Genomic DNA, 17,020 nt, shown 5'->3' with positions numbered 1-17,020 from the left:
GGAGCAGCATGGCGAACGCACACACCGTCCGGCACACCATCACGGCCGGGGCACCGGCCCGGCTCGTCTACGACCTGGTCGCCGATCTCGGCAAGTGGGCCCAGCACTTCGCGCCGGCCGTGCACGCCGAAGTCCTGGAGCGGGGCGAGGACGGAACGGAGCTCGTACGGCGCTGGGCGCTGACCGGCGGCACCACAGTGCGCTGCTGGGACGCCCGGCGGCAGTTGGACGGGAACGGGCTGCGCATCACCCTGGACCAGGTGGACCCGCAGGCCCCGCTGGAGAGCATGCGCGCCACCTGGACCTTCGTGGCTCAGGCCGACGGCACGACGGCCGTGGACCTCACCCATGAGTTCACGGTCCGCGATGACGAGCCCGGCCCCGCCGCGGCCGTGGACCGGCTCACCGACGAGCTCAACGAGCGGACCCCCGCCCAGCTCGCGGCCCTGAAGGAGACGGCCGAGGAGTGGGAGGACCTCGAACCCCGGGTCATCTCCTTCGAGGACCCGCTGTTCATCGGCGGCCGCCTGGAGGACGTCTACGCGTTCCTGTACGCCGCCGACAAGTGGCCCGAGCGGGTCCCGCACGTGGCGAAGCTGGAGATGTCCGAGGAGACCCCGGGCATCCAGTTCTTCGACATGCACACCCACACCCCCGACGGGCGTGACCACACCACCCGGTCGGTACGCGTCTGCCTGCCCGCCCACAAGATCGTGTACAAGCAGATCAACCTGCCCGCCCTGCTCGACGCGCACACCGGGCACTGGGTGTTCACCGAGACCCCCGAGGGTGTGATCGCCCACGCCCGGCACACCGCGACGATCAAGACATCCGCGCTGTCGCTGCTGGGCGAGGGCACCACGGTCGCCGACGCCCGCAAGTACCTGCGCCGGGTCCTGAGCACCAACAGCCTCCAGACCCTCCGTTACGCGCAGCAGTTCGCCGAGGAGCGCCTCAATGCCGTCACCGCGTGAGGCCATGGGCGCCCCGCCCGGCCTGGCGCACGTGCCGGACGTGCCGCTCGACGGCCTGCTGCGCCTGGCCGCCGCGGCGGCGCCCGGCCGCGTCGCCCTCCGCACCCCGGCCGGGCAGACGACCTTCGCCGAGCTGGACGAGCAGGTCAGCAGGTGTGCGAGCGCGCTGGCCGCGATGGCCGGCCGGCGCGGGGCCGCCGTGGGGATCGTGGCGACCCTGGACCCCTCCTTCGCCGTGGCCTATTACGCCACGGCGCGCGCCGGCAACGTGATCGCCCTCATCAACCCGCTGCTGAACGAGCAGGCCCTGGCGTACGCGCTCGGCACCGCCGAGGTGTCCGTCGCGGTCGCACCACCCCAGGTCGCCGAGCGGATGGCGCGCGTCCGCCACCGGCTGCCGCACCTGCGCACGGTGGTCGCACCGGACGCCGTCACCGGCGACGGGCCGGACGTGAGTGCCATCAGGACGGACCCCGGCTCGGTGGCCTGCATCCAGTTCACCAGCGGGACCACCGGCGACCCCAAGGCCGTCCAGCTCACCCACCGCAATCTCGTGGTCAACGCAGCGCAGATCGCCGCCGTCCACGGGCTGGACGGCGGCTCGGTCACCCTCAACCACCTCCCGCTCTACCACCCCATGCATCTGAACTCGGCCGTCCACGCGGGAGCGACACAGCTGCTGTGCCCCGACCCCGACCCGGCGACGGCGATCGGGACGGCCAACCGCCACGCGGCGACGCACTACTACAGCCTGCCCGTACGCCTGGCGCACCTCGCGGCCGATCCCCGGCTGCCGCAGCTCGCCCTGCACACGGTCCGTGCCATCTTCTCCGGCGGCTCGGCGCTCCTGCCGGCACCGGCCCGGACCCTCGCCTCTCACTTCGGCATCCCGGTCGTCCAGGGCTACGGCCTGGCGGAGACCTCCCCCCTCACCCACTGCGAACCGCCCGCCCGGCCCCGGCCGGGATCGGTGGGCACCGCCGTACCCGGCACCGACTGCCGGGTGGTGGACGTGGACACCCGGGCACCGCTGCCCACCGGACGCCAGGGCGAGGTCCAGGTGCGGGGGCCGCAGCTCATGAAGGGGTACCTGGGCGCAGCCACCCCGGCGACCGACGCCGACGGCTGGTTCTCCACCGGTGACGTCGGCTACCAGGACGAGGAGGGCCACCTCTTCCTGGCCGACCGCCTCAAGGACGTCTTCAAGTGCGAGAACTGGCTGGTCTCCCCCACGGAGATCGAACGGGTTCTCATCCGTCACCCGGCCGTCCACGACTGCGCGGTGGTGGACCACCCGGAACCCTTCAGCGGCGCGGTGGCCCACGCGTTCGTCGTCCTCGCCCGCGACCGCGAGCCACCACAACCGAGCGCACTGACCGCCTACGTCAACGACCAAGTGCCCTACTACCAGCACCTGAAGTACCTCTCGGTGCTCCCGGCCATCCCCCGCTCCCCGAACGGCAAGATCCTCCGCCGCGAACTGCGCGAACGAGCCGCGGCCTCCGACGACCCGACAGGAGTCACCCCGTGATCACCGTCATCAACCGCCTCACCGTGCACGGCGACACCGCCACCTTCGAAAAGGTCCTCAGCGGCATCACCGACCACATGAGCACCCAACCCGGCTTCCTCAGCCACCGCCTCCACCGCTCCCTCAACCACCCCGAGATCTACATAGAAACCGCCGAGTGGACCGACGCCCAGTCCCACCGCCAGGCCATGACAGCCGACGCCTTCCGCGAAAAGGTCCGCGCCCTGAGCAGCCTCGCGACGCCGGAGCCGGACATCTTCGAGACCTTGGAGGAGGCGGGGGGCGGGTTGGGCTGAGGGGGCTCATGCTCTTCGGGCACCACGGACCATGCAGGGCTCCGTTACGGTGAGCGGATGCGGGCTGCCCTCGCACGGTGGACCAAGGGGCATGTAAGCACCATCCACGGAGACCGGAGCCGGTACCGGATATTGATCACCGACCATGATCCCTGCGCGCCCGCCGCGAAGCGCACGAGCTGCGCGGTGAGATCGCCGGTACCGACACCGATGCCGCCTTGAACGCACCCCGTCAGCGCACACCCGGCCGCACGGACAAGGGCTGCGGACCTCATGGGCACCGTCGAGCTGGTGATCAGCGCGGGGTCACTGGTCGCGGGAAGCGTCCATATCTGATTGACCCGGGTCCCGCAGCGGACCATCGTCACCACCCAGCCCGATGACGCGACTCTCCGTATCACCGGGCGTGAGCCAGCGTGGATGACGAGCAGAGCGCAAGAACTCACCGACCGGATCCAGCAGTACCTCCGGACGCGCGGCATCACCGACGTGGCAGGGCGGTCTCTCTGCCGGCTGGCTGGCCGGTATTCGACCTCCATGAGCGCCCTCTCGGGCAGGGACATAGGATCGCGGCCGCCTGAGCCGGACGACGCCCGACAAACTGCTAGTTAATGGGGCGCTGAGCCACTGACCCAGCATGGTGTTGGCTCTCGGGAAGTGGAAATGTGCCTGGACTGGGCCATGAGAGGCGTACACGCCGCAGGCCTTTCTGCACCACTGCCACACAGCGGATAATCTTGGCAGTACCGAAATCCTCGCCGCGTGTGTCGCCGACCACGACACGGTTAGTAGGCATGTACTACAGACGGCAAAAACTCTTGTCGGCACCATGCACCGTTTCAAGGGACTCGAGTGCCTCACACCACCGCGATCGATCGCGACCGCATCGCTACCTCCGCAACACATCAGTGGCGATGCTCCTGACACTGGCCTGGCACCCTTCCGAGATAGCTTTTAGACGGCTCCAACTCTTTTAGCGTCGCCGAATTAGATCCCAAGTATCGCTACCAACAACAAGTCTCGCTGTACCATGCGCAAACTTTTCGAAAGCCTCAGCCACGAGGTCGGGGAAGTTCTTGAGACGCCTATAGGTTTGCTGACGAAATCCAATATACGTCCCCGACGTTATGAGCCACGGAGAAATCAAAAGTAGACCATTCTTCGCGCCAGGCACACCGCCGATCAATGCTTCGGCAAGCAGAAGCTCTACTGGCACAGCAACTCCGAAGATCACAGCTGGTACTGGAACATCGGAGAGAGAAACACAGATAGCACCGATCACGCTGAGCGCAACAATTACCCAGATAAGCGCCAGCGGCCTCAGATGAGCCAGACACGCCGCCAGAAGCGCGCCGCTCACGGATGCAATCAGATAAGCCTTGTTCCATGGCATACCGGCCAGACTTCGTTTCTCAAGAATCGTCGAATCTCCACAATCCTCAGTAGATCGCATCAAAAGAAACATACCACCCTTACGAACCTCCGGGTGAATCAAACACTTGAGGAGGGAAATGATATGCGCCTTTTGTTGCATCCTTTCACCGGCAACATGCCAGATGTTGTCGGAATCCGCTTGACAATAGCTAGTCCCTTCCAACACCCACGTAAGCAGGACGAACATTATTCCGAAGAAAAACGAGAAGACAGCACCTGCGATCGCCATGGAACCACCAAGAGGCATGTCCGCAGCAACGACACCCGCCAGAAACCGGACAGAGTAGCCTGCGCCGACGACCAACCACAGACCTCTGGCTGCCACCGGATGAGCTGATTCAACCGCGCGCAAAAACTCGTACACAGCGGCTACAGAAAACACCAGACCTGTCAAGACCAGGGCAAATGAGAGGAGCCCGGTGTAGTAGCCGACAATACCTGCAATAATGAGCCGGAGAAATGCCAAAAAAAGACTGCTACCAACGAAGAATCGTTGTCGTGCCGCGTCCCGACTGATCGGCAGGCGTCGCCTGGCTCTCTTTTCCGGGTGCTCGGCATCATCCTTCAAGCCGCGAACATCATTCCACTGATACCTAGCCGAGTAGACCAGATACTCCACGATCAGCAGAATTATCAGCATTCGCCCCCATCGAAAACCCGAACTACCCGACCAGGAAGTAATCACAAAAACAACTGGAATGAAGAGCCATTTTACCCAGTCTTCCGGTCTGGGTATAGCAAGGTAGGACCCGAGGCCACGCCCTGAGGCAACAGCGCCACTAAGGATCGGCTTGGATTGCCGTTCGACAAACCTTTTGGCAATCTTGAGGAAAGTACTCCGCGCCCCAAAGGTCGCAGCCGCAACATCAAATGCAAGGATCGAGAAGGCGAACCCGTAAGCCACTAGCATTGCGATTCTATATCTACCACCAAGCTCCATGGCAATATAGATGGTCATGCCACCGAAGAAGAAGAGGGCTATGAACATGATCATGACGGAAAGGACGCGATAGCCAGCTCTGCCTCTGCGTAGGGTAGTAACCTCAGTCATAATGCCCATGTAGGATACCGGCCTGACCGCGCCAATGCCCTCAAGCTCGGACAGAGGTGCAGTGTATTGGCGCAGCTCTTTTTCAACAGCCCTGAGATAGTAGCTACGCAGGGAGGCCACTAGACCGAGCAGTTCCAAAAAGGCGAGCAGAGCGAGCGGGATCGATGGAACCGCCGCGAGAAAAATATCGGGCGGATCCTTGCAGGACGGATTGTTACGCGGCAGCTTTCTCAGCTTACAGGTTTCGCTGGCAACGGTGGCAGTAACCGCCAGAAGAGCCACAGCGAAGCCTGCAACCGTCGCTTGAATCGCCTGAAAGGTCCGCTCGTCCTCTCGTGCCATCGTGTAATCCAGCACGAGCACCTGGAAATGCTTATTTTCATCCACCAGATGCCCCTCTCGCCGGACGCAGTACCTTTCAGCAGCGATCTCGGCGTGAGATCACGTGGTCTCCGGCGCCCGGAGCAGCCGTGGCCTTGACGCCGGAGGAACCACTACTGCCCGAGCCGCCCTCCCCTCTTCCAGACTGCTCCAGACAACGTCTCCACGCACATCGGCAGGTTTCGACAAACCGATGAAGGCGGCCAGCGCTGAGCTGTCTCGCAAACTCCTGGTCGGATGCTGCCTTGAGCTGATCGTGCAAGTCGCCTCCGATCCTCGTGAGCTCCGCGAGGGGACACCGGGCTCCGCGTCGGTCCTAGCGCCTGGTGCGAGCCGTCCACCGTGAGGCAGCCGACCCATGGGATCCGGACCGCCCGGTCTGCCCATGGGTGTGGCGCTGAGACCTCTGGTGGCGTTGCGCTGCCGCATCAACCTCACGATGCGGCAGCTCGCCCCGCTGTTGAGGATCTCTGCGGCGGCCGTCGGCCGGATCTCGGGCGACCGCTGCCGGGCAACCACAACGGCTGCGCCGCCTTCGCCGAGTCCGGGATCAAGGACCCTGCGGGCAACGCGACCGTACTCACCGATACGGCGGCTACTAGGACACTGGGTTTGCTCATGCCCCCACCGGCGCAAGGGCAGACCGCTTGCCCGCCTCGTGCTGTGCAGCGCACGCGCTGAAGTGCCTGGCGACGTCAGCCAGCCTGCCGACGGGCGGCGCTCCGCGCCCGCCGTGGCCAGGAGCGTGCAGAGGCTCCGGGCCTGCTCCAGGCCGACTGCTTGCTCGATGTCAGCGTGATCGCAGAGCTCCCCCAGAGTCCGCTGCGCGCGCTCCACGATGGCAGCGACGGCCTCGCATTCGGCCGCAATTACACGGGCCTGCTCCTCGGTGAGGTCCGCGAGATCGAGGCTGATCGGCGACAAGGCTCTCAGAGCCTGCTCGGCGTCCCCGGTTCGGCCCGCAGCCGGAGGGACAGCTCCTGCCAGCGCTCGCCGACTGCGCTCCGGGCGGCATCGCGTACCCGTCCGGTTCTGCGCAGGTCCCCGAGAAAGGCATCGAAGGGATCCAGAACCGCAGCCGCGAACCGTTCCGTTGTCAGCCAGCCTTGCGGGACCGTAACGCGGGAGTCGAGCAGTCCCAGGAGGCGGATCAGGCGGTCGATGGCGAGCTGGTCGTCATGGGTTCATCGTCGGGTGCGAGATCCCGGTACCGGGCCACGGCGCCGGCCAGCGCGTCCCGGGACGCCACGGCCTGCCCCAGCGCGGGGCGGGAATGTGGCACGTCGGGCTGCAGATCCCGCCAGGAAAAATCCGGATCGGCGACTGTGCCCAGGAACCGGCGATGGCCTGGGCCGCCTGGGTGATCATCTCCAGGTCCTGGGCGTCCAGCACATCCGGCCGGAAGGTGGCCGACCGGGAGATGCTCCGTTACTGCCAGGGCCGAGGTAGGCCACGGGCACTTCGGACAACTGGCCGACCCTGCCGATCGCCTCGTGCAGCGTGCGCCTCAGTGGCTGCCGCACCTCGTTCATCGCGTCCGCCGACGCGCTGAGCGCCTGCCGGGTCTCCCCGGCCCGCGTCACCGCCTCGTCGGCCAGCCTCGGCGCCTGCGGCTTCTCGGTGAGGGCCCGGCCCAATTCGCGGGCGATTGCCTGGCGGACGGTGTTGCGGCTGTGGAGAGCGAGCACGTACGAGTCCAGGCCGACGGCCTTGAGGCGGTTCAGCATGACGTCGAGCGCGACGGCCTTCTCACTGACGAACAGCACGGTGCGTCCGGCGTGCATGAGGCCGACGATCAGGTTGGTAACCGTCTGGCTCTTGCCGGTGCCGAGAGGCCCGTCCAGAACGAAGGACCGCCCGGCCACGGCCGCGGCGATCGCCTGCCGCTGTGATGCGTCGGCGTCGAGGACGAGCGGGCTGTCCTCGGGCGGGCTCAGCTCGTCGACGCGGTCCAGGTCGATCTCTTCGAAGTCGAACCGGTCGGGCGCCAGACCATTGTCTGGCCCGAGGGCGAGGGCCCGGACGAGATCACTGCTGACGACCCGCTCTTCGTTGTCCAGCCGGTCCTGGTACATCGACTCCTTGTGCGAGGCGAACAGCGAGATGACCGCCCGGGAGGAGACGGTCCACCCCACCTTCCCCTCCACAGCACGGGCGGCGGCTTCCGAACGGCGGTGATGTCGAGCGGGTCCAGATCGGTCACCGGCGTCCAGTCGATGCCGAACTGCTCCAGCTTCACCTTCAGCGCCGGATTGAGCCGGGGTTCGTCATCCTCGTTCGCCCGCAGCCGCATGCGACCGTTCGCCAGGCGCTCGATCCGTACTGGCAGCAGCACGAACGGTGCGTCGCTGCCGGTCTGTGCCCCGACGTCGCGCCAGCGGAGCATGCCCACCCCGAGTTGAAGCGTCCACAAGCCGTAATCGTTGAAGATCTGAACCGACTTGCTCCGCAGGGTGAAGACCCCGCCGTCGGCGTCGGGACGCAGCGTATCCGGCAGGTACTCCGGTTCCGTCGACGCGAGCTCGTTCTCATCGGGCAGCGGGTCTTCCTCGCACAGCGGAGCGAAGTCCCACCCCGGCCGAGACCGTTGCAAAGAGCGCCGGCCTACGGCGACACAATCTCCAAGGTCGCCGCCTTGGTGTGCCGGAAGTTGAGCAATCGGTTGCGTCCGCTCAAGTCGACGAGGAAGGACCGCCACCCGGCCAGGATCGCCTTGAGTCGTTCCACCCCATCGTCGGCGCCCAAGGCTTCCGGATCCGCCACGCTTCCCCCCACTGGTCGTCACTCGTGAGGGTACAGACCGGAGTTCACCGACCCGCGGCACGGCATGTGGGATCAGGCGGTTCTCCCGCTCGAATCCCACACAACGTCAGCTGGCCCCCCCTTGCCGATGGGCAGGATTATACGATCCGCATATACAGAGGGGATCGGCTTGCCTGGATTGTCCTGCTCGAGACGGACAACAGACGGACGGCCGTTCACCGCGGGGATCCAGAAGCGGGGGACAGTGCATGCGTGAAGGCCGGTGGACCACGGTCACCGAGTCAGGGTTCGTCCACGAGCGCCGCGGCCTGGAAGCCATCTGCGAGCAGCTGCCCGACTCCGACCCCTGGCGGGCCTGGTCGAACTTCACCTTCACCGCTAACAGCGGTCACGTCCGCGAGGTCGACCTCCTCGTCGTCGCCCCCAGCGGCGTATGCCTGATCGAGCTCAAGGACTGGCACGGCTCGGTCATCAGCGAGAACGGCACCTGGGTGCAGACCACCCAGAACGGCCACCGCCGCACGCACGGCAACCCCCTGCACCTGGCCAACAAAAAGGCGAAGGAGCTGGCCGGGCTGCTGAAGCAGCAATCCAAGCGCGTGTGGGTCGGCGAGGCCGTCTGTTTCACCGATGACGCGCTCCGCATCCGCCTTCCGGCCAACGACCTCAACGGCGTCTATACCATCGCCGAATTGGTCGAGATGCTGAAGCGGCCACCGCGCGATGAGCGCCACCGGATCACCGCTGTCGAATCGCGCGAGATCAAGGCCGCGCTCGACCGGATCGGCATCAACCGCAGCCAGGCCGAATACAAGGTCGGCCCGTACCAGCTGGAGCGGAAGTCCTTCGACTCAGGACCGACCTGGGCCGACTACGCCGCCCCTCACAGCGAGTTGCCCGAACTGGCCCGCGTCCGTATCTATCTGCGAGAGCGTGGCTCGGACGCCTCGATCCGGCAGTCGGTGGAGCGTGCCGCCCGGCGCGAGGCCGCGGTCCTGCGGCGCTTCCGCCACCCCGGCGCCGTCCAGCTCAAGCAGTACGACCCCTCCGGGCACTCGGCGGGACCGGCGCTGATCTTCGACTACCACCCGCAGACCCTGCGTCTGGGCGAGTACCTGCTCCAGCACGGACAGCAGCTCGACATCCTCGGCCGCATGGCGCTCGTACGACAGCTCGCCGAGACGATGCGGTCGGCGCACTCCAGCCGTATCCACCACCGGGCCCTGGCCGCGCGCTCGGTCCATGTCATCCCTCGCAACCGGGGGCCCAAGGAGCAGGCGATCGGCGAAGAGGCGGCATGGCTCGCCCCTCACCTGCAGATCTCCGACTGGCAGATCGCGGCGCAGCGCAGCGTCAGCGGCAGTCCTGCACAGGGCGCGAGCCGGTTCGCGCCGACGGCGCTGTCCGCCATGCACGTGGCCGAAGGCTCCGACCCGTATCTCGCTCCAGAGCTGACCGCGCTCAACGCCGACCCGGTGTCTCTGGACGTGTATGGCCTCGGCGTCCTCACCTACCTGCTGGTCACAAGCAGGGCGCCGGCCGCGAGCCAGGCCGAGCTCCTCGCCCGTCTCGAAGCGGGCGAGGGCCTGCGCCCCAGCTCGCTGGTGGACGGCCTGTCCGAGGACATCGACGAACTGGTACAGGCGGCCACCGCGTACCGTCCCGAGCAACGCCTTTCCTCGGTGGACGAGTTCCTGGAGATGCTGGAGCTGGTCGAGGACACGCTCACGTCCCCGTCCGCTCCCGAGGTCTGCGAAAAAGATCCCCTGGAAGCCGTCGCGGGTGACGTCCTCGGAGGCCGCTGGGAGGTCCGGCGCCGCCTCGGTACAGGATCGACCAGCCGCGCCTTCCTGGTGCGCGACTTCGAGGCCGAGGCCCGCAGGACACGCCCGCTGGCCGTGCTCAAGGTGGCGCTCTCCGACAGCAGAGGCGAGATCCTGGCCCGCGAGGCCGCGGTCATGAGGAGCCTGCGCCCCGACTCCCGGATCATCCGCCTGGTCGAGCCGGAGCCCCTGCGCATCGCGGATCGTACGGTCCTCGCTCTGGAGTACGTGGGCGACGAGCGCGAGGGGGCCAGCGAGGGCACCGAGGCCGGCACCCGCGCACGACGCCGCGAGGAGACGGTCGCCCTCCAGCTGCGCGAGAGGGGCCGCCTCCCGATCGACCAACTGGAGGCGTACAGCGACTACTTGTTCGGCGCCGTCGACTTCCTGGAAGGCGAGAGTGTCTGGCATCGCGATATCAAACCGGACAATATCGCCATCCGCGTCCGCCCGAATCGCACCCGCGAACTCGTCCTCATCGACTTCTCGTTGGCCGCCTACCCGGCCACGGACCATGACGCCGGTACGGAGGGCTACCTCGACCCGTTCATCGACTCGCTCACCCGCGGCGCCTACGACTCGCACGCCGAGCGGTACGCGGTCGGGGTCACCCTGCACGAGATGGCCTCCGGCGAGCTGCCCAGGTGGGGCAACGGGTCCGTCCTGCCCAAAATGACGGACCCCAAGGAACTCCCCTGGCCGACGATCGCCGCCGACGCCCTCGAGCCCGCTGTCCGGGACGGCCTGGTCGCCTTCTTCCAGAAGGCCCTGCACCGGGACGCCACCAGACGCTTCCCCGAACTCAAGCCGATGCGGGACGCCTGGAAGAAGATCTTCCTGGACGCCGCGCAGACCGTCACCTCCAGCCACCGCTCCCGCCATCCGGAGAGGCCTGCGCAGACGCCGGGCGGGCGGGCCGCGATCCCGGACGCCGAGCCGCTCACCGCCGAGCAGCAGCGTGAGCGGCTGGCCGCGCAGGTCACCCGTGACACGCACCTGTCGGCCGCCGGTCTCACCCCGGCCGCCGAGTCCTTCCTCTACGGTCTCGGCATCACCACCGTCGGTGACCTCCTCGACTACAGCCGCCGCAAACTCCTCAACGCTCCCGGCCTGGGCGCCAAGACCCGCGGCGAGGTGCAACAGCGCCAGCGTGAGTGGGGCGAGCGGCTGCGCGAGGCGCCGGTCTCGCCCCTGACCCCGCGAGGCCGGGCCGAAGCCAAGGAAGAACTCGCGCAGCTGTCCGCCGCCGAGTCCGCCGTGCTCGACGCCCTGTCGGAGCGCGAGGACGGGGGTGGCCTGGCCGGCGCCGCGCTGCGCCAGGTCAGTCTCGACACCCTCGCCACGATCTTCGTACCGGAGCTGAACAACAACGGTTCCAACCGCAACAAGGTCGAAATGGTCCGGCTGCTGCTGCGTCTGCCCGACGAGCGCGGCGAGCTTCCCGGCATCGGTGTCTGGCCCAAGCAGAAGGACGTCGCGGAAGAGCTCGGTTTGTCGGCCGGGCGCATCCCGCAGATGCTCAAGGAGGAGCGCAGCCGCTGGCACAAGCACCCGGCGGTCCGGGCACTGCGTGAGGAGATCATGGATCTGCTCGCCGGCCTCGGCCGGGTGGCCTCCGCCGTCGAGATAGCCGACGCCCTGGCCGTACGACGCGGCACGCAGTTACCCCGGCGCGAGCAGCGGCGGAGCCTCGCGCTCGCCGCGGTACGGGCCGTGGTCGAAGTGGAACAACTCAATCCGCAGGAAGCGGAGTTCCAGCACCAGCCCAACCGAAAGGCCACTGAAGAAGCTCTCGGCGCGGGCCTGCTCGCCCTGGACGTACGGGAGAACGATGCCCCGGACACCCCGACCGCGCCCGGCCTCCTCGACTACGCGACACGGCTGGGCCGCACGGCCGACCGGTTGGCCAGGCTGGACACCCTTCCGACCGCCACGACGGTCCTCACCGAGCTGGGTGCGCTCACTCTGCCGCCGGGCGCGTTGGACTGGGACGAGCGCCGGATCGTGGAACTGGCGGCGGCGGCCTCCCTCAACGCCGCGGCGACCCCGCGTCTGGAGATCTACCCACGCGACCTGCCCCTGGTCCGCGCGCTGCGCCTGACCCAGGCCGGCCTCGTACCGCTGATCCCCGGTGTGCCCGAGGCCCGCCAGCCCGGCCTGACCGGCGCGGACGTCCACGAGCGCGTCAGGGCGCGCTTCCCCGAACTCGTCGTCCGGGACAGCCGCGGCACCCTCACCCACGAGTTGCCGACCGATGGCCCACTGACCAAAAAGCTGCGAGAAGCGGGCTTCGACCTCACCCTGTCGAGGCACGAGGACACGGGGACCTTGCGCTATCTGCCCACGCGCGTCGACAGCTCGTCCAGCTACCTGACGAGCGGTGCCTGGCGCCGGGCGACCGATGTGGGCGCGGTGACGCGCTACTCCGACGACCCGCTGCTCGCGGGGGCGGTCCGCGCGGAGGAACGGCTGACGGCCTCGGCACGACGGGACGGCTACCGGGTACTGACGGTACGCCGGGACAAGGCGTGGAACGCGGCCCGGCAGCTGAGGCGGGCCGACCGGTTCGGTGCCGAAGTCGTCTCGGTGACGGAGCTGTTCCTGGAGGCCATGCACGCCCTGGTCCCGCCGGAGACGAAGCCGACCTGGGAGACGCTGCTCAAGGCGGACGTCGCCGAGCCGGGGTCGCGCGGTGCGATGAAGTTCGCCGAGTACGCGCGGACGGCGTGGGGTGCGGTGGAACCGCGGGTGCGCACGCTGCTGGACGTCGGCGGTTCGGGCTCGCCGTCCGGCCCGGTCCTGCTGACCGAGGCCGCGGTGTTCGCCCGGTACGACGCGATGGGCGTCCTCCACCGGCTCGCGGAGGCCGCCCGGCAGGGCGGACGCGGCCTCTGGCTCCTGGTCCCGCAGGGCGACCCGGCGCGGGAGCCGAAGCTGGGGCATGTCGCGGTGGCGTACCAGGCGGGTCTGGGCGAGTGGATAGAGATTCCGGACTCGTGGGTGGACAACGCGCACCGGGCCGGCGACACAGACACGAATGACACTGCGGGAACCGAGGGAGACGTCAAGTGATCGACCGCAAAGCTCTTTTAAACGACCTCAAGCAGCAGGCCAAAGCGGTCGAGGCCGACCTGTCGAAGCAGGTGAAGGTCGTCACGGAGGTGGGCCTTCGGCTGCGCGAGGAATACGACCGGGCGCGCAAGCTCGGCCGGACGGCGGCGACGTGGAACTCCTGGCTGGATGACCGGATCACGCAGGTGGGGGTGGCCTGGGTCCTGGGCACGGTGTTTGTCCGGTTCTGCGAGGACAACGGGTTGATCCCGGAGCCGTACGTTACGGCACCGGAGGACGATCGCCGGGACCTGGCGCTCGCGCGTCACGAGGAGTACGTCGCGAAGGACGACGACCCGACGTTCCGTGGGTGGCTGGAGCGGGCCTTCGAGGAGCTGGGGGCAGGACAGGCGGGCCGGCTGCTGTTCGACCGGCGGCACAACGCGCTATATCAAATCCCGCTGTCGCACGACGGGGCTCGCGATCTGATCGAGTTCTGGCGTACGCGGGACGAGTCCGGTGCGCTGGTGCACGACTTCACGGACCGGCTGAACGAGGACGGCACGGAGGGCTGGGACACGCGCTTCCTGGGCGACCTGTACCAGGACCTGAGCGAGGCGGCTCGGAAAACGTACGCGCTGCTGCAGACGCCGGAGTTCGTGGAGGAGTTCATCCTCGACCGGACGATGGACCCGGCGGTCCGGGAATTCGGCTACGAGGGTTTGAAGATGATCGACCCTACGTGTGGGTCGGGGCACTTTGTGCTGGGTGCTTTCCGGCGGTTGCTGCGGCGGTGGGCGGAGGGGCAGCCGGGGCGGGACTTGCATGAGCGGGTGCGGGCTGCGCTGGATTCGGTGCATGGGGTTGATCTGAACCCGTTCGCGGTGGCTGTCGCGCGGTTCCGGTTGCTGGTTGCGGCTATGGCTGCGAGTGGGGTCCGGACGGTGGCGGAGGCTGGGAGGTATGAGTGGCCGGTTCATTTGGCGGTGGGGGATTCGCTGATCAAGCGGCGGCATCGGCAGGGGAATCTGTTCGACGACTCGGATGCGGAGGCGGCGGACGAACTCGCGGAGTTCAAGTATGAGACGGAGGACGTGCACGAGTATCCGGGGATTTTGGAGCCGGGGCGGTATCACGTGGTGGTGGGCAATCCGCCGTACATCACGGTGAAGGACAAGAAGCTCAATGCGTTATACCGGAGGTTGTACGACGCGTGCGCGGGGACTTACGCACTGTCTGTGCCCTTCGCTCAGCGATTCTTCGAGCTGGCAAAATCCGGGGATGCCGATACAGGGTGCGGGTACGGCATGGTGGGGCAGATCACGGCGAACTCGTTTATGAAACGCGAGTTTGGCACCAGGCTGATTGAATCTTACTTCGGCCACTCCATAGAGTTGACTGAGGTCATCGACACCTCTGGTGCCTATATCCCCGGCCATGGGACACCTACCGTGATTCTCGTAGGTAGGCGACGCGAGGGCAGAAGGCGCTCACCCACCATTCGCACTGTTCGAAGCGTCCAGGGTGAGCCTGCAGCACCAGAGCACGGCGAGGACGGACTGGTGTGGCGCGCGATCGTGGAGCAGATCGACAAGCCGGACTCGCTAAGCCAGTGGGTCTCGGTTGGCGACCTCGACAGGAGCCGGTATTTCGGTAAGCAGCCGTGGATTCTGGCGGACGGCGGGCTTGAAATGGTTGGGCAGTTGGCTGCAAATTCAAAACTGCAGTTGAAATCAATTACCGCCGTGATCGGCGCCGGGGCTGTTACCCGCGAAGATGAAGCCTACATGGTTGGCGCGGGAGCACTTCGCCGTTACGGCATTCCGCCGAGCCATCAGCGACCCCTAGTTGAGGGAGGGGAAGTGCGGGACTACCTCGTTGTCGATCCTGTTCTATCGCTGTGGCCTTACAACGAACTCGACCTCAGAGCCGACGCACCCGGCGTTGCGGAACGACTGCTTTGGCCATCCCGAATCTACCTTCGAGGTCGTGTCGCATTCGGGAAGACCCAGCTTGAGCGCGGCCTTTCGTGGTTCGAGTACTCCATGTTCTTCAAGAACCGATACAAGGTTCCATTGTCGATTGCATTCCCGTTCGTCTCCACACACAATCATTTCGCAATGAGCCGTGGCAGCCAAGTCTTCATCCGTACAGCGCCAGTGATCAAGCTACAAGAGGGGGCTGCAGAAAAGGAACATCTTCGGCTGCTTGGGTTGCTCAATAGCTCCACCGCCTGCTTCTGGCTCAAGATGGTGAGCCACAGCAAGGGGACTGAAGGGCACCAGTCCGGCATCAAGACAGAGCTTTGGGAGCAGTTCTACGAGTTTACTGGTACTAAGCTTCAGGAGTTCCCACTCCCCTCCGGATACCCCAACTCCCTTGCCGCAGCGCTGGACATCCTCGCCCAGCAACTCGCCTCCACCAGCTCCTCCGTCCTGGCTGCCGAGTTCGCTCCTACCATCTCCGCCCTCCGTCAAGCCAGCGCCACCTGGCACTCCACCCGCGCGCGGATGATCGCCCTCCAAGAAGAGCTGGACTGGCAGGTCTACTCGCTCTACAACCTGTACCCTGAAGACCTGCGCGTCTCAGAGGACCCCCGCTCCCCCGACATCCCCGAACTCGCCCTCGGCGAACGCGCCTTCGAGATCGTCCTCGCCCGCCGAGTCGCCGCAGGCGAAGCCAGCGGTGAGTGGTTCAAGCGGCACGGCTCCACCCCCATCACCGAGATCCCCGCCCACTGGCCCGCCGCCTACCGCGAGGTCGTCCAGAAGCGGATCGACGCCATCGAGTCAAGCCGCGCCATCGGCATGGTTGAGCGACCGGAGTACAAGCGGCGTTGGGCCACCGAAGGGTGGGACACCCTTCAGGAAAAAGCCCTCCGCTCCTGGCTTCTCGACCGGATCGAGAACCGCGACCACTGGTACGACGAGAACGATATGCCCGCCCTCGTCTCCCTCTCCCGGCTCACCGACGCCCTCTCCCGCGACGAGGACTTCGTCTCCGTCGCCAAGATCTACGCACCTCGCAAGGAACTCTCGGCCGTGGTCGCCGAGCTGTTGACCAACGAGCACGTCCCCTTCCTACCCGCCTTGCGCTACAAGCCCTCCGGGCTGAAGAAGCGTGTCGACTGGGAGCATGTCTGGGATCTTCAGCGCAAGGAGGACGCCGAGACGGACAAGGCTCTCAAGAAGAAGATCCGGGACTCCATCCCCGTACCGCCGAAGTACACCTCGGCCGATTTCCTACGGCCGTCCTACTGGAGGGCCCGCGGCAAGCTCGACGTGCCCAAGGAACGGTTTATCTCATACGGGCAGAGCAACGTGGCCACGCCTCACCTGTACGGCTGGGCCGGCTGGGATCACGGGGAGCAGGCGTACGCCCTCGATGCGCACATCGCCTCCAACGAGGCGTTGACGACTGACGAGCTGACGCCGTTCCTCGCAGGGCTGCTGGAACTCCAGCCATGGCTGGACCAGTGGCACGACGAGTTCGATCCCACCTTCAGCGCCTCCCCTGCCGCGTTCTTCCGAGGGGATCGGCAGATGGTCCAGGGCGAGCACGGTCTGACCGACGACAACCTGTGCGCCTGGCGCCCACCCACCGCTACCCGCGGGCGTGGCACCGCCAAGAAGTAGCCTCGCCGAACTTGCCGACGGCTCCTGACCAAGCCGGGTCACGGAACCGCTTCGACTGGGTGCTCAGCTCAAGTCACGGCT

At 66.6% G+C, this 17,020-nt stretch carries 8 protein-coding genes and 1 pseudogene; 5 read left to right on the top strand and 4 right to left on the bottom strand.

The genetic code is table 11. The features are described 5' to 3' along the window. The first annotated feature begins 8 nt into the window (after positions 1–8). Genes AB0F13_RS04130 through AB0F13_RS04120 form a run of 3 tightly spaced genes read left to right on the top strand, consistent with a single transcriptional unit; the run spans position 9 to position 2,801 of the window. On the top strand, positions 9–974 hold the full coding sequence (locus tag AB0F13_RS04130) for an aromatase/cyclase (protein WP_362074818.1): 966 nt from the start codon (positions 9–11) through the stop codon (positions 972–974). After that, a complete protein-coding gene (locus AB0F13_RS04125) occupies positions 958–2,505 on the top strand; it encodes a class I adenylate-forming enzyme family protein (protein ID WP_362074816.1) in 1,548 nt (515 codons plus the stop codon). Before AB0F13_RS04130 ends, AB0F13_RS04125 begins: the two co-directional genes overlap by 17 nt. Further along, a complete protein-coding gene (locus AB0F13_RS04120; RefSeq protein ID WP_362074813.1) occupies positions 2,502–2,801 on the top strand; it encodes an antibiotic biosynthesis monooxygenase family protein in 300 nt (99 codons plus the stop codon). Before AB0F13_RS04125 ends, AB0F13_RS04120 begins: the two co-directional genes overlap by 4 nt. A 973-nt stretch (positions 2,802–3,774) precedes the next feature. Here the strand turns inward: AB0F13_RS04120 and AB0F13_RS04115 are convergent. The 4 genes and pseudogenes from AB0F13_RS04115 to AB0F13_RS04100 form a co-directional block, all read right to left on the bottom strand. Then, positions 3,775–5,673, bottom strand: a complete 1,899-nt coding sequence (locus AB0F13_RS04115) for a hypothetical protein (RefSeq protein WP_362074810.1) — start codon at positions 5,671–5,673, stop codon at positions 3,775–3,777. A 1,358-nt stretch (positions 5,674–7,031) separates the two neighbouring features. Next, complete coding sequence (locus AB0F13_RS04110; RefSeq protein WP_362074807.1) at positions 7,032–7,802, bottom strand: AAA domain-containing protein; 771 nt, start codon at positions 7,800–7,802, stop codon at positions 7,032–7,034. A gap of 155 nt (positions 7,803–7,957) precedes the next feature. Continuing rightward, positions 7,958–8,080: pseudogene (locus AB0F13_RS04105) on the bottom strand (DUF4011 domain-containing protein); the annotation flags it as partial. A 191-nt stretch (positions 8,081–8,271) separates the two neighbouring features. After that, complete coding sequence (locus AB0F13_RS04100) at positions 8,272–8,430, bottom strand: DUF4011 domain-containing protein (RefSeq protein WP_362074804.1); 159 nt, start codon at positions 8,428–8,430, stop codon at positions 8,272–8,274. Positions 8,431–8,678: 248 nt separating this feature from the next. On the opposite strand from AB0F13_RS04100, the gene pglW reads away from it, so the two are divergent. After that, positions 8,679–13,325, top strand: a complete 4,647-nt coding sequence (gene pglW, locus AB0F13_RS04095) for a BREX system serine/threonine kinase PglW (RefSeq protein ID WP_362074801.1) — start codon at positions 8,679–8,681, stop codon at positions 13,323–13,325. Continuing rightward, complete coding sequence (pglX, locus tag AB0F13_RS04090) at positions 13,322–16,939, top strand: BREX-2 system adenine-specific DNA-methyltransferase PglX (protein WP_362074798.1); 3,618 nt, start codon at positions 13,322–13,324, stop codon at positions 16,937–16,939. The genes pglW and pglX overlap by 4 nt, the downstream gene beginning before the upstream one ends. Positions 16,940–17,020: the final 81 nt, after the last annotated feature.

It is taken from the genome of Streptomyces sp. NPDC026206, from assembly GCF_040638465.1.
GTDB lineage: Bacteria > Actinomycetota > Actinomycetes > Streptomycetales > Streptomycetaceae > Streptomyces.
This window is presented reverse-complemented; position numbering and strand designations above follow the sequence as displayed.

What these genes read in the sequence shown, in the direction of transcription:
- AB0F13_RS04130 (WP_362074818.1), top strand. Translation starts at nt 9, where the DNA reads ATGGCGAACGCACACACCGTCCGGCACACCATCACGGCCGGGGCACCG.
- AB0F13_RS04125 (WP_362074816.1), top strand. Translation starts at nt 958, where the DNA reads ATGCCGTCACCGCGTGAGGCCATGGGCGCCCCGCCCGGCCTGGCGCAC.
- pglW (WP_362074801.1), top strand. Translation starts at nt 8,679, where the DNA reads ATGCGTGAAGGCCGGTGGACCACGGTCACCGAGTCAGGGTTCGTCCAC.